This is a genomic window from Pseudomonas sp. GM84, assembly GCF_000282535.1.
Taxonomy (GTDB): Bacteria; Pseudomonadota; Gammaproteobacteria; order Pseudomonadales; family Pseudomonadaceae; genus Aquipseudomonas.
The window spans coordinates 1-12,568 of the sequence record NZ_AKJC01000235.1; the positions used below are offsets into that span (position 1 = coordinate 1).

General features: G+C 67.6%; 11 protein-coding genes. 1 reads left to right on the forward strand and 10 read right to left on the reverse strand.

The features are described from left to right. Nucleotides 1-138: 138 nt before the first annotated feature. The 10 genes from PMI38_RS18955 to PMI38_RS19000 all read right to left on the reverse strand — a co-directional run bounded on the left by PMI38_RS18955 (nucleotide 139) and on the right by PMI38_RS19000 (nucleotide 11,459). Entirely contained in the window at nucleotides 139-1,497 is a 1,359-nt protein-coding gene (locus PMI38_RS18955) for a DUF1329 domain-containing protein (RefSeq protein WP_081502557.1), read from the reverse strand. Between the two features lie 108 nt (nucleotides 1,498-1,605). Next, the gene (locus tag PMI38_RS18960; protein ID WP_008097308.1) at nucleotides 1,606-3,294 is read right to left on the reverse strand and encodes a class I adenylate-forming enzyme family protein; all 1,689 of its coding nucleotides are present in this window, start codon (nucleotides 3,292-3,294) and stop codon (nucleotides 1,606-1,608) included. Nucleotides 3,295-3,315: 21 nt separating this feature from the next. Beyond that, on the reverse strand, nucleotides 3,316-4,470 hold the full coding sequence (locus PMI38_RS18965; RefSeq protein WP_008097311.1) for an acyl-CoA dehydrogenase family protein: 1,155 nt from the start codon (nucleotides 4,468-4,470) through the stop codon (nucleotides 3,316-3,318). Next, complete coding sequence (locus PMI38_RS18970) at nucleotides 4,467-5,672, reverse strand: acyl-CoA dehydrogenase family protein (RefSeq protein WP_008097313.1); 1,206 nt, start codon at nucleotides 5,670-5,672, stop codon at nucleotides 4,467-4,469. The genes PMI38_RS18965 and PMI38_RS18970 overlap by 4 nt, the downstream gene beginning before the upstream one ends. 77 nt (nucleotides 5,673-5,749) lie before the next feature. Further along, entirely contained in the window at nucleotides 5,750-6,919 is a 1,170-nt protein-coding gene (locus PMI38_RS18975) for an acyl-CoA dehydrogenase family protein (protein WP_008097314.1), read from the reverse strand. 10 nt (nucleotides 6,920-6,929) lie between these two features. Then, nucleotides 6,930-8,108 (reverse strand): lipid-transfer protein, encoded by a 1,179-nt coding sequence (locus PMI38_RS18980; protein ID WP_008097316.1) that lies wholly within the window; start codon nucleotides 8,106-8,108, stop codon nucleotides 6,930-6,932. A gap of 14 nt (nucleotides 8,109-8,122) precedes the next feature. Then, the gene (locus tag PMI38_RS18985) at nucleotides 8,123-8,542 is read right to left on the reverse strand and encodes a MaoC family dehydratase (protein WP_008097317.1); all 420 of its coding nucleotides are present in this window, start codon (nucleotides 8,540-8,542) and stop codon (nucleotides 8,123-8,125) included. Further along, nucleotides 8,514-9,647 carry an acyl-CoA dehydrogenase family protein gene (locus PMI38_RS18990; protein WP_008097319.1) on the reverse strand — a complete coding sequence of 378 codons (1,134 nt, stop codon included), beginning with the start codon at nucleotides 9,645-9,647 and terminating at the stop codon, nucleotides 8,514-8,516. The genes PMI38_RS18985 and PMI38_RS18990 overlap by 29 nt, the downstream gene beginning before the upstream one ends. 12 nt (nucleotides 9,648-9,659) lie before the next feature. After that, nucleotides 9,660-10,628: an OB-fold domain-containing protein gene (locus PMI38_RS18995; protein WP_008097320.1), complete on the reverse strand. Its 969-nt coding sequence runs from the start codon at nucleotides 10,626-10,628 to the stop codon at nucleotides 9,660-9,662. 57 nt (nucleotides 10,629-10,685) lie between these two features. Beyond that, nucleotides 10,686-11,459: an SDR family oxidoreductase gene (locus PMI38_RS19000; protein WP_008097321.1), complete on the reverse strand. Its 774-nt coding sequence runs from the start codon at nucleotides 11,457-11,459 to the stop codon at nucleotides 10,686-10,688. A 139-nt stretch (nucleotides 11,460-11,598) separates the two neighbouring features. On the opposite strand from PMI38_RS19000, the gene PMI38_RS19005 reads away from it, so the two are divergent. Then, on the forward strand, nucleotides 11,599-12,384 hold the full coding sequence (locus PMI38_RS19005; RefSeq protein WP_008097322.1) for an enoyl-CoA hydratase: 786 nt from the start codon (nucleotides 11,599-11,601) through the stop codon (nucleotides 12,382-12,384). Nucleotides 12,385-12,568: the final 184 nt, after the last annotated feature.

A 12,568-nucleotide genomic window follows, 5' to 3' on the forward strand; every position in this document is an offset into this window, starting at 1 on the left:
CTCCCACATAGTCTGCTTTTGCCTGTGCTGGCCTCATCGCCCTGTGGGAGCCGGCTTGCCGGCGATGGGCTGCGCAGCAGCCCCAAAGAAAAAGGGCCTGGCGGTCACCCGCCAGGCCCCTGCAAACGCCCTGCCCGCTTAGCGCCCGATCGCGCGCGCCGCATCCGCGGTGTACATGTCCGGGGTGAACTTGCTCTCGTTGAGAATCGGCCCCTTCTTCGCTTCGTTGGTCATCCCGTAGCCGGTGTACTGCCCCGAGTTCAGGTCCATGAAGAACTGCGAACCCGCCTGCCAGCCACTCATGTCCGGGTGGTAGTAGTAGTTGACCATCGCATGCTTCCACAACTGCCCACGGGCATCGTAGTTGTCGGCCATCACCGCATTCCAGGTGTCCTCATCGATGAACAGCACGCGCTTGCCATACACATGGCGGTAGCCTTCCTTCAGGTCCGCTTCCACCACCCACACCCGCCGCAGCTCGTAACGCATGAACTCCGGGTTGGGATGGTTGGGGGTGAGCAGCTGGGCGTACTTGATGGTGCCGGCATTGGCCTTGAAGGCATTCGCCGGGCTGTAGATTTCACGCTTGCCGATCAGCTTCCAGGTGTAGCGCTCGGGCGCGCCGTTGAACAAACGGTCCTCGTCCACCGTCATGGTGCCGTTGGTGCCGATCATCGGCTGGTCGTAGCCGTAGCCCGGCATCTGCCGCACGCGACGGGTCGAGGGGCTGTAGGCCCAGGCCTGGCGCGCGGAGGTGACGAAGTTGTACGGCTCGTGGGCAATGCTGATCACGCCGTTGTCGCGGGCGGGCTTGAGCGTGGTGTTGTAGCTCATCGCCTGGATCATGTCCGAAGTCTTCGGCTCCACCGTCGGCGAGTTGGCCTGGGACAGGTTGCGGGCATGGGCGCGGCCCCAGCCGATGCTGCCGTTGGGCAGTACCGAGGCCAGGTCGGAGATCTTCTCTTCGGTGTAGGCGCGGGCCGGCAACTGGTGGTTCCACAGCACTTCCATGCCGTTCTTCGGAATCGGGAACGGCACCTGGCCCAGCCCCTCGACGCCCAGCCCATCGTTCACCAGCTTGGCATTGAGGGCGTTGTTCATGACCCGCTGGCACACATAGTCGGGGTAACGGAAGTCGCGGTGGCCTGGGTAGATATTCATCTTGTAGCTGGTCGGGTACTTCTTCAGCAGCGCCTTCTGCCCCTCGGTCAGGTGGGCTGAGTACTGGTCCATGTTCTGCGCGGTGATCACCAGGATCGGCTTCTCGTCGGCATAAGGGTCCACCGGCTGGTCACCGGAGAACTTCACGTGGTTCCAGCCCGGCACCTGGCCCAGGTACTTGCCGGTGTAGGGCGGGATGGTGCCTTCGGCGTTGCCCGCCTGCTCGGCGCCGACACAGGTCAGGTCCTTGCCGAGCCTGGCGGCTTCCTCCGGCGCTACGGCGGCATAGGCGCCGGCAACCAGCCCCGTGTTCACGGTCAGAGCGGCCGCGAGCATCACACATTTTGTTGTTTTCATGTCTTGCCTCCTTCGCTGATAAGGCTTCTGGTATGGCTTCATTGTTCTCGTTCCAGGCTCGCCGGCATCGTCCGGAGAGACTAAGAATCACTCGACGCGCAAGCTGGCCTTGAGGGCGGCCTTGAGCACCTTGCCGGTGGCATTGCGCGGCAGCGGATGGGCCACGCGAAACACCTGCGCGGGCACCTTGTAGGCCGCCAGCCGCGCGGCGATGTAGCTGCGCACCTGCTCGTCGCTTGGCAGCACGCCGGGGCTGCCGTGGATCGCCAGCGCCACCACTTCGCCCAGCGCCGGGTCGTCCAGGGCAAAGGCGGCCGCCTCTTGCACGCCGGCCATGTCGCTGACGCAGGTTTCGATTTCAGCCGCGGAAATCTTCTCGCCGCCCCGGTTGATCAGGTCCTTGACCCGGCCGCTGATGCACAGGAACCCTTGCTCGTCGAGGTAGCCCAGGTCGCCGGTATCGAGCCAACCTTCGCGCAGGCTTCCGGCAGTGGCGCCCGGCAGCTGCCAGTAGCCCTCCATCAATGTCGGCGAACGCAGCCAGATCAGTCCCTCTGTGCCCGGTAGCTGCGGCTGGAGCGGGTCATCGCCGATGCGCACATCGACAATCGGCAACGGCCAGCCGGCGCTGGCCGGGCGGTACTCGAACGGGTCGCCGCCGATGGCCGCACCAATGCCGTTGCTCTCGGTCAGGCCGTAGCCGCTGCCACCGATCACCTCGGGCTTGCGGGCCAGCATCTCGGCCAACAGGCCCGCGGACGAGGCGCCGCCGCCCAGGCCCAGGCCGAACAGGCTGGCGGTGTCGTCAGTGCCATAACGCGGGGATGCCAGCAGTTGCTGCATCATCACCGGCGCACCGTTGAACTGCGTGCAGCACTCGTCGCGGATCAGGTCCAAGGCCTGGCTGGCGTCCCACTTGTACATCAGCAGCAGGCGCCGGCCGGGGCGAAAGGCCGAGAGAAACTGCGCGTGCAGGCCACTGACATGGAACAACGGTACCGCCATCAGCGAGGTCGGCGCGTAGCCACTGGCGAGCAGGCCGCCCACACGCTGGGGCGAGCTCATGGCGCAGAACGCGCCCTGGAACTCCAGGGCGGTCAAGGCCTGGCACACGGCCCGGTGGCTGGACAACACGCCCTTGGCCCGGCTGGTGGTGCCCGAGGTATAGAGGATCAGCGCCGGGGCCTCGGGGGCGAGGTCGGGCGGCTGGTGTGCCAGCGGCTCGGCCGCCAGCAGCGCTTCGTAGCGCAGGCAGCGATCCGCCAGCGCCGCCTCGGGGGCGAGGCCGACGACAATGCAGGTGCGATCCCCCGCCGCCAGGTCGGCCTGCAATACCGCAAGGCGTGCCTCGTCGCAGATCAGCAGGCGTGCGCCGCTGTCCTCGACGCCATGCAGCAGCTCGTCACGCAAGCCCCAGCTGTTGAGCGGCACACACACCGCCCCGCAGCGCTGGATGGCCGCGAACGCCACCAGCCAGGCGGGCTGATTGCGCATGGCGATCACCACGCGGTCGCCGGGGCGTACAGCCAAGGGCCCGGACAGTTGCCCGGCCAAACGGTCGACCGCCTCGAAGAAGGCGGCGAAGGTCAGCCGCTGCTGCTGCCAGACGACAAACTCCTTGTCGCCATGCACGCGGCCGGCGTCGATCACCTGCACCAGGTTGCGCGCCGCGTGGCGGAAATACCGTGGGCTGCCATCGGCCGGGGTCATCACTTCAAAAGGCGAGCCAGGCGCCGTCAACTGCTGCCAGGCCTGTCGCCACTGTTCAATGCTCATCAACGCTCTCCATCGAAGGGCTCAGGCGCAGGCCTGGTCGAGTTCCGCGTAGCGCTCGCAATGAAAATCACGATCACCCAGGCAGGCTTGCGCCACCCGCACGCGTTTCAGGTAAAGGCCGACATCCAGCTCGTCGGTCACGCCGATGCCGCCGTGCATCTGCACCGCTTCGTTGGCCACCTTCAGTGCGGTATCGCCGGCTTTCCACTTGGCCAGGCTGACCAGACGGCCGCGCCGGGCGGCATCCAGCTCGCCGTCATCCAGTGCGGCCAGGCCGGCCATCACTGCGCTGCGGGCCAGCGCCAGGTCCACGTACAGCTGCGCGGCGCGGTGCTGCAGGGCCTGGAACGAGCCGATCGGCACGTCGAACTGCACGCGGGTCTTGAGGTAGTCGAGGGTGGTCTGGAACAACTGCTGCGCGGTGCCCAGCAGCTCCGCCGCCAGGCAGGCGCGGCCACGGTCCAGCGCGGCGTCCAGTACCGCCCAGCCTTCGCCCAGGCGGCCCAGCAATGCCTCGCGCCCAACGCGCACCTGTTCAAGGCGCAAGCGCCCGCAGTTGCGCGAATCGATCAACGGCAGCGGGCTGCAGTTCACGCCCGGCGCGTCGGCCGGCACCAGGAACAGGCTGATACCCTGCACTTCGCCTGGCTGGCCGGCAGTACGCGCCGCCACCACGTAGGCATCGGCGCCGACGCCGTCGACCACCCAGAACTTTTCACCCTGCAGGCAGAAGCCCTCGCCGTCGGCCACGGCCGCCAGGGCGATGTCGCGAGGCTGATGGCGGGCACGTTCGTCCACCGCCAGGGCAAGACGCCGTTCGCCAGCGATCAGCGCCTGCAGCCAGTCGCCCTGTTGCTGCGCCGAGCCCGCCAGGTGCAGCAACGAGCCGGCCAGCACCACGCTCGACAGCAACGGCGTCGGCGCCAGGTTGTGGCCGATGGCCTCGAACACCGGGCCCAGGCCCATGCAGCCGAAGTCCAGCCCGCCTACCTGCTCGGGGAACGGGATCGCGCTCCAGCCCAGTGCCACCGCCTGCTGCCAGACCTGGGCATCGAAACCGTCCGGCGCGCCTTGGTCGCGCAGGCGCCGCTGCGCCGCCACCGGGCTGCGGGCGGCCAGGAAATCCTGGGCGCTGTCGGCCAGCAGGCGCTGTTCCTCGCTGTAACGAAGGTTCATGCTTGCACTCCTTTCTTGCCGTCGGGCAGGCCAAGCACGCGCTTGGCAATGACATTGAGCTGCACTTCCGAAGCGCCACCGGAGATGGTCAGGGCGTAGCTGTTCAGCCAGGCGCGGGTCACCGCCAGTTCGCGCTCGCCGAACGCCTCGTGCTGCCAGCCCAGGGCGTGGCCACCCAGGGCATCGAGCAGCACTTCGAACTTGTCGCGTTCCTGCTCGGTGTGCACCAGTTTCATGATCGCCATCAGGCCGCTGATGTCGTCGCCACAACGCCCCTCCTCGGCCATGCGCTGCACCGTGAGGTTGTAGGCGTGTTCGTCCATGGCGCAGGCCACGGCGCGCGCCTGCAGGGCCAGCTCGCCCTGGCTGCGCGGGCGTGGCAGGTATTTACGCAGCAGGGCCAGCAGGTCGAAGTGCGAAGGCAGGCTGAATTCGCCGAACTTCGACATCGCCTTGCGCTCGTGCTGGAGCAGGTACTTGCCCAGGTTCCAGCCGCCGTTGAGCGGGCCGATCAGGTTGCTTTTGGGCACCTTCACCGCGTCGAAGAACACCTGGCAGAACGCCGATTTGCCGCTGATCAGGTCGATCGGCACGGCTTTGACGCCGGGGCTGCGCATGTCCAGCACGATCAGGCTGATGCCTTCGTGCTTCGGCGCCTGGAAGTCGGTGCGCACCAGGGCGTACATCCAGTCGGACTTGTCGCCGTAGGAGGTCCAGATCTTGCTGCCGTCGACCACGAAGTGGTCACCGCCATCGCGCGCCGCCATCTTCAGGCTGGCAAGGTCGGAGCCGGCATTGGGCTCGGAGAACCCCTGGCACCAGCGCACTTCGCCGCGGGCCATGGGCGGCAGCAGGCTGAGCTTCTGTTCTTCGCTGGCGTAGGCCAGCAGCACCGGCCCGAGCATCCAGATGCCCAGGTTGATCTGCGGCGGCCGGCAGCGCAGGCGGCGCATTTCACTCTCCAGTACCGCCACCTGTTCGGCGTTCAGGCCGGCACCGCCGTAGGCTTCGGGCCATTCGGGGCAGAACCAGCGCTTGTCGCGCATGCGCTCGAACCACAGACGCGCATCGTCGTTGGGGAACTGCGGCTGGCTGGCGCCCCACACCACATCGCCCTCGCCCATGGCCACACGCATCGACTGCGGGCAGTTGGCTTCCAGCCAGGCACGGGTCTCGTGCCTGAATTGCTCGATCGTCGTCATCAGATGCAAACCTCGGCCCTTCCCCGGCGCGCGCCGGAGGGGCCTGTTGTTGGAATGGCTGGGCGGCGCAGGGCCGCTCAGCGCTGGGTGCGCGGCATGCCCAGGCCGAACTGGGCGATCAGCTCGCGCTGGATTTCGTTGGTGCCGCCACCGAAGGTGACGGTGACCGAGGCGCGCAGCTCGTACTCAAGGTCGCCGTGCAGGGCTGCAGCGGCCGAACCGCTGCGAACCAGGCCGTTGGCCCCGACGATGGACGACAGCCTGCGCAGGATCTCGATGGCCGATTCCGAGCCATAGACCTTGGTGGTCGAGCTCAGGGCCACGTCCATGTGCTCGCGCTCAAGGTTGGCGGCGATGCGCAGGTTGATCAGGCGCATGGCCTCCAGGCGCGCATAGCACTCGGCCAGGGCGCTGCGTACCCAGGCCTTGTCCATCGCCCGACGGCCTTGCTCGTCACGGGCGCGGGCCCACAGGTAGACCCGGCGGAACAGCCCGACGACCTTGTCCGACCACGAGCCCAAGCCCAGGCGCTCGTGGTTCAGCTGGGCGGTGATCAGCTTCCAGCCGCCGTGCAGTTCGCCGACCAGCAGGTCGGTCGGCACCCTGACGTTGTCGTAGTAGGTGGCCGTGGTCGGGTTGCTGGTGGTGGGGATGACGGTGGTGGAGAACCCGGGCAGGCGGGTGTCGAGGATCAGGATCGACACACCCTTGTGCCGGGCCTGGGTCGGGTCGGTGCGCGCCGCCAGCCAGATGAAGTCGGCCGACTCGGCGCCCGAGGTCCACAGCTTGTTGCCGTTGACCACGAAGGCATCGCCATCGAGCCGGGCGCTGGTGCGCAGCACTGCCAGGTCACTGCCGGCGTCGGGCTCGGAGTAGCCGATGGCGAACATGATTTCGCCGGCGGCGATACCTGGCAGAAAGCGCGCCTTCTGCGCGGCGCTGCCGTGCTCCATCAAGGCCGGGCCGACGGTGCTGATGGTCACGAACGGCAACGGTGCACCGGCGATGTTGGCCTCTTCGAAGAAGATCAGCTGCTCGGTGGCGGCATAGCCCTGGCCGCCATGGGCCTTCGGCCAGCCGACCGCGAGCCAGCCGTCGCGGCCCATCTGGCGCACCGTCTGGCGATACAGCTCGCCGCCCTCCTGGCCGCGCAGCTGCTCGCGCAGTTCGGGGGTCATCAAGGCCTGGAAGTAGTCCCGCACCTTGTGGCGCAGGGCGTGTTGCTCGGGGGTGAGATCGACGAACATGCTGCGCTCCTCAGGCCGTGCCCAGAATCAGGCCGCTGGTGGGGACACCGGTGCCGGCGGTCACCAGCACGTTCTCCACGTCCGCCACCTGGTTGACCGCCGTGCCACGCACCTGGCGCACCGCCTCGGCGATGCCGTTCATGCCGTGGATATAGGCTTCGCCCAACTGCCCGCCATGGGTGTTGATCGGCAACTTGCCGCCCCGGGCATGGTGCCCGGCACGGATGAAGTCCTTGGCCTCGCCACGCCGGGCAAAGCCGAATTCCTCCAGCTGCGGCAGCACGAAGGGGGTGAAGTGGTCGTAGATCACCGCCGTTTGCAGGGCGTCCGGGCCGAGGCCCGATTGGCGGTACAGCTCTTTGGCGACCACGCCCATCTCGGGCAGGCCGGTGATGTCGTCACGGTAGAACGAGGTCATGCTCTGCTGGCCGCTGCTGATGCCCTGAGAGCCGGCCTTGATGGTCACCGGCTTCTGCCGCAGGTCGCGGGCGCGCTCGGCCGAGGTGATGACCATGGCCACCGCGCCATCGGACTCCTGGCAGCAGTCGAGCAGGTGCAGCGGCTCGCAGATCCAGCGCGAGGCCTGGTGCTCTTCCAGGGTGATCGGCTTGCCGTGGAAGAACGCCTTGGGGTTGCTGGCGGCAAAGTCGCGCGCGGCCACGGCGATCCGGCCGAAGTCCTCGGAGGTGGCGCCATAGGTGTGCATGTAGCGCTGGGCGAACATCCCCACCCAGGCCGCCGGGGTGTGAAACCCGTGGGGCATGTACCAGCCGTAGTTGACGTTGTCGAAGATCGGCGTGGTGGCGAAGCCATAGCTGCCACTGCCGAAGCGGTACCAGGAGCGTTCGTTCATGGCCCGGTAGACCACCACCACCTTGGCCACGCCGGTGGCCACGGCCATCGCCGCATGCATCACCGGTGCGCAGGCCGCGCCGCCGCCGTGGGGCACCTGGGAGAAGAACTTCACGTCCTTGCAGCCCAGCAGGCGGGCGATTTCGTATTCCGGCACCTTGTCCACCGAATACGAGCTGAAGCCCTCGACTTCGGACGGATCGATGCCGGCGTCGCGCAGCGCCTCCAGGGTGGCTTCCAGGGCCAGGCGCAGCTCGGTGCGCCCGGAGTTCTTGGAAAATTCGGTCGCGCCCAGCCCGACAATGGCGGCGCGCCCGGAAATCGACAGGTTGCTCATGCTGCCTCCGGTAGTCATGGCAGCACCAGCGCGACCGTGCCGGTCACGTGGTTGCCCATGGAATTCTTGCCGCTCAGGGTCACTTCGACTTCGCGGGTCTCGACGTCGTGGCGGGTCACGCTGCCACTGAAGGTCATGCAGTCGCCCGGGTAGTTGGGCACGCCCAGCTTGATCTTCAGCGAGGTGAAGCGCGCCAGCGGCCCGGCCCAGGCTTCGACGAAGCGTTGCACCAGGCCATTGGTGGTGAGGATGTTCATGAACACATGGGGCGAGCCCAGTTCACGGGCGGCGTCCAGGTCGTGGTGGCCAGGGAAGTAGTCGCGGGTGGCGATCGCACCGCCGGCGATCAGCGCCACGGTAATCGGCACCTCAAGCGTCGGCAGGGTTTCGCCGGGGCGCACGTCTTCAAAGCGCTTGGTGTTCTTCGAGGTCATATTTCCATCCCAGCTTGTCGTTGTCGCTCAGCCAGTCGCCGAGCCGTTCCAGGCAGGCCGCCGCACCGCCCAAGGCAATGCCCAGGGCGCGGCTCCAGTAGAGAAAGCGGTGAATCGGGTAGCTCAGGTCGACGCCAATGCCGCCATGCACGTGCTGGGCGACGTGGCCGATCCGGTGCCCGGCCTCGCAGGCCAGGTAGGCCGTGGCCAGCGCCTCGGAAGGCGCCGGCAGGCCGGCATCGAGGCGGTAGCACAGCTGCCACAGCGTGCTGCGCAGGGTTTCCAGGGCGATATGGGCGTCGGCCATGCTCATTTGCACGGCCTGGAAACTGCCGATGCGCCGGTCGAATTGCTGGCGCTCGCCGACATAGTCCACGGTGCGGCGAATGTGCTCGGCGCTGACGCCCAGCTGCAGCGCCGCCAGGGCGGCGATGGCACGGGGCTCCAGCCAGGCCAGGGCCGGGGCTGGCAGCACCCGGTCGGCGCTGACCAGCAGGCCCTCGACCTGCACGTCGGTGATCGCCTCGCCATGGCTCAGCACCCCGGCCACCCGGCGTACCGCCGGGGCGTCGAGGTCAAGCAACAGCAGCCGCACCTGGTCTTCCACCCGCACCGGCACCAGTGCCGCCTGTGCCTGCCCGCCGAGGGCCAGTGCGGCCACCTGGCCATTGACCTGCCAGCCTTCGGCACAGGCACTGGCCTGCAGCTCGATGCCATGGGCGGCGCTCAGGCTGTCCAGCGACAGGCTCAGCAGCGCTTCGCCGCGGGCAGCGCGGGCCGCCAGTTGCGCCGCATCGCCCAGGGCGAAGTGGGCCAGGGTCGCGGCCGCCAGCTGGTGACGCCACAGGGGCACCTGGGCCAGGCTGCGGCCCTGGGCCTGCAACACCAGCATCAGTTCGGTCATGCCCAGGCCGCTGCCGCCTTCGCCTTCGGGAATGGCCAGGGCGTGCAGGCCGGTTTCCAGGCACAGTGCCCAGAGGGGCGCCATCAGCGCTTCGCCGCTGCTGTCCCACTGGCGCAGGTAGTCGTCGTCGCAGTTGTCGCTGAACAGGCTGTCGGCCATCTGCTCGATGGCCCGCTGGTCTTCGCTCAATTGAAAATCCATGCTGGCGCCCTCCTACTCGACCACAGGCCGGAACAACGGCAGGGTGAGTTGTTCGTCAAAGGTTTCGAACGCCACCTGCAGGCGCTGGCCGATCTGCAACTGCTCGCGCTGCACGCCGCTGAGGCCGGCGATCAGGCGCACGCCCTCCTCCAGCTCGATCAGGCCGATGGGGTTGGGGTGGTCGAACGGTGCAACCTGCGGGTAGTGCATGACCACGAACGAATACAGGCTGCCGCGCCCGCTGGCCTGGACGGTGTCCCATTCGAAGCTGTGGCACTGCATGCACACCGGCGCCGGGGGGTGGCGCAAGGTGGCGCAGGCGCTGCAGCGCTGGATCAGCAGCCGGCCTTCGGCGCAGCCTTCCCAGAAGAAGCGGGTGTCGTCGCTGACTCCGGGCATCGGCCGTTTGGCCTTGGCCGGCGCGGCTTCAGGCTGCGCTGCCGGTTGTGCCTGGGCCGGACGGAACTTGAACACCCGGAACAGCAGCTCGCCCACCGGTTCGTCGCCCTCGGGCTTTTCGACGAAGTGGCTCATCACCAGGGTGACGAAGAAGCCGGTGCCCAGGGCGGTGGTTTTCTCTTCGCCGACCGCGTCCAGGCGGGTGGTGTAGTACAGCCGCTCGCCCAGGTGCAGCGGGCGGGTGAAGCTGAGCTCGGAGTTCACCGCCACCACCGAGGCGTAGCCGTATTCCTCGATCAGCTTGAGCACTTCGTAGGGGTTCTGGTCGGTGGAGCCTGGCGGGTAGTTGTTGGCGTGCAGCCCCTCCATGGTCCACACCTGGAGCATGGCCGGCGGGGCGACCAGCGCTTCGAACGGGCTGCCCTGGGCGAACGCGGGGTCGGTGTAGAGCGGGTTGTCGACGCCCATGATCTCGCACCACTGGCGGATCATCGGGGCGTTGACCGCGTCCCAGGCATACACCCGGCCATATTGGCGGCCCACAAGGGCGCGCACACGGGAAAGCAATTGTGGATCAGCCAAAGTCGTCTCCTGCTGCGTGAGGGCGGCGACCGGATACGGCCACCGCCGGGTGGTCGATCAAGTGGGTAGGACTTGCGCCGCGCTCAGAAACGCCGGGCGCTCGCCGCCGCCGTGCAGCAGCAGGTTGCAGCCGCTGGCGTAGCTGGCCAGGGGCGAGGCGATGTACAGGCAGGCATTGGCGATATCGCTGGCGTCGGCCATGCGCCCGGCGGGGATGCCGGCGCTGACGGCGGCGATGCCCTGCTCGCTGCCGTAGTGCAGGTGGGCCTGGTCGGTCAGCACCAGCCCCGGGCTCACCGCCACCACGCGCACCTTGGGCGCCCACTCCACCGCCAGGGACTGCACCAGCGCCAGCACGCCGGCCTTGGCCGCGCCGTAGGCGGCGGTGCCTGGCGATGCGCGCAGGGCGCTGATGCTGCCGATGAAGACGATGCAGCCCCCTTGCGGCTGGGCCTGCATCAGCCGGTTGGCATGCTGCGCGGCATTGAGCGGGGCGATCAGGTTCAGCCGCAGGATGCTCTCGTGAAAGCGTGGCGAGGCCGTGGCGGCGACTGCCGAGGGGCTGCCACCGGCATTGTTGACCAGTACGTCGAGGCGGCCGAAGTCACGTTCGAGGGTGTCGAACAGCCCCTGCAGCGAATCGCCGTCACGCACGTCGCAGGGGATGAACACCGCACTGCGCCCGTCTACGCACGGCAACTGTTCCGGCGCACTGCGGGCGCAGACGATGACCTGCGCCCCGGCGGCCAGGAACCCTTGGGCGATGCCTGCGCCGATGCCTTTGCTGCCACCGGTGACGAGCACCACCTTGCCACTGAAATCAAGCCCCATTGCATGCTCCTTGGATTGCTGTCTGGGTCGACTCTAGAGGCTATGGGTGGGCCGTTCTTCGTCTGAACGGACGATGAATGGGTCAGGGCCGAACGGGACACTGGCCGTTACCGAGGCCCTTTTGCCCGCGAGGAATGCTATGCCTGACACCCCTGCTCCACCGGTCCTGCTCGAACGCCCGTTGCCCGGCGTGGCGCTGCTGCGGCTCAACCGCCCGCACGCCACCAATGCCTTGAGCCTGGAGTTGCAGGCCCTGCTTTCTCGCTACTTCAGCGAACTGGGTGGCGACCCTGAGGTGCGCTGCATCCTGCTGACCGGTGGCGACAAGGTGTTTGCTGCGGGGGGTGATATCAGCAGCATGGCCGGGGTCGGCCCGATCGATATCTACCAACGGCACACCGAGCGCTTGTGGGCGCCGATCCAGCATTGCCCGAAGCCGGTGATCGCTGCCGTGTGCGGCTATGCCTATGGCGGCGGCTGCGAGCTGGCGATGCTGGCCGACCTGATCGTCGCCGGCCGGGGGGCGCGCTTCTGCCAGCCGGAGATCCGCATCGGCATCATGCCGGGCATTGGCGGCACGCAGCGGCTGGTGCGCGCGGTGGGCAAGGTCAAGGCCATGCGCATGGCGCTGACCGGGCAGCCGATCAGTGCCGAGGAGGCCTGGGTCGCCGGGCTGGTCAGCGATTTGGTCGAGGATGACCAGGTGCAGGCCCAGGCGCTGGAGTTGGCGCGGGTGATTGCAGCGATGCCGGCGTTGGCGGCGGAGCAGATCAAGGAGGTGATCCTGGCGGGGATGGATGCACCGCTGGAGGCTGGGTTGGCCTTGGAGCGCAAGGCCAATGCGCTGCTGTTTGCCTCGAAGGATCAGAAGGAAGGGATGCAGGCGTTTATCGAGAAGCGGGCGCCGCGGTTTGAGGGGAGTTAGGCTTTATGGCACGGGCTGCGCCCGTGATCGCCGGCAAGCCGGCTCTCACAGGATTCGCGTTAGCTTTTAGAAATCCCACAGGTTCAGCACTGTCCTTGAGGTCAGTGGGGGTACCTGTGGGAGCGGGCTTGACCCGCGAAACAGGCGGCGCGGAGCATGGCACCGGCTTCGCCGGTGTTCGCGG

What these genes read in the sequence shown, in the direction of transcription:
- PMI38_RS18985 (WP_008097317.1), bottom strand. Translation starts at nt 8,542, where the DNA reads ATGACCTCGAAGAACACCAAGCGCTTTGAAGACGTGCGCCCCGGCGAA.
- PMI38_RS18960 (WP_008097308.1), bottom strand. Translation starts at nt 3,294, where the DNA reads ATGAGCATTGAACAGTGGCGACAGGCCTGGCAGCAGTTGACGGCGCCT.
- PMI38_RS18990 (WP_008097319.1), bottom strand. Translation starts at nt 9,647, where the DNA reads ATGGATTTTCAATTGAGCGAAGACCAGCGGGCCATCGAGCAGATGGCC.
- PMI38_RS19005 (WP_008097322.1), top strand. Translation starts at nt 11,599, where the DNA reads ATGCCTGACACCCCTGCTCCACCGGTCCTGCTCGAACGCCCGTTGCCC.
- PMI38_RS18970 (WP_008097313.1), bottom strand. Translation starts at nt 5,672, where the DNA reads ATGACGACGATCGAGCAATTCAGGCACGAGACCCGTGCCTGGCTGGAA.
- PMI38_RS18965 (WP_008097311.1), bottom strand. Translation starts at nt 4,470, where the DNA reads ATGAACCTTCGTTACAGCGAGGAACAGCGCCTGCTGGCCGACAGCGCC.
- PMI38_RS19000 (WP_008097321.1), bottom strand. Translation starts at nt 11,459, where the DNA reads ATGGGGCTTGATTTCAGTGGCAAGGTGGTGCTCGTCACCGGTGGCAGC.
- PMI38_RS18975 (WP_008097314.1), bottom strand. Translation starts at nt 6,919, where the DNA reads ATGTTCGTCGATCTCACCCCCGAGCAACACGCCCTGCGCCACAAGGTG.
- PMI38_RS18955 (WP_081502557.1), bottom strand. Translation starts at nt 1,497, where the DNA reads ATGCTCGCGGCCGCTCTGACCGTGAACACGGGGCTGGTTGCCGGCGCC.
- PMI38_RS18980 (WP_008097316.1), bottom strand. Translation starts at nt 8,108, where the DNA reads ATGAGCAACCTGTCGATTTCCGGGCGCGCCGCCATTGTCGGGCTGGGC.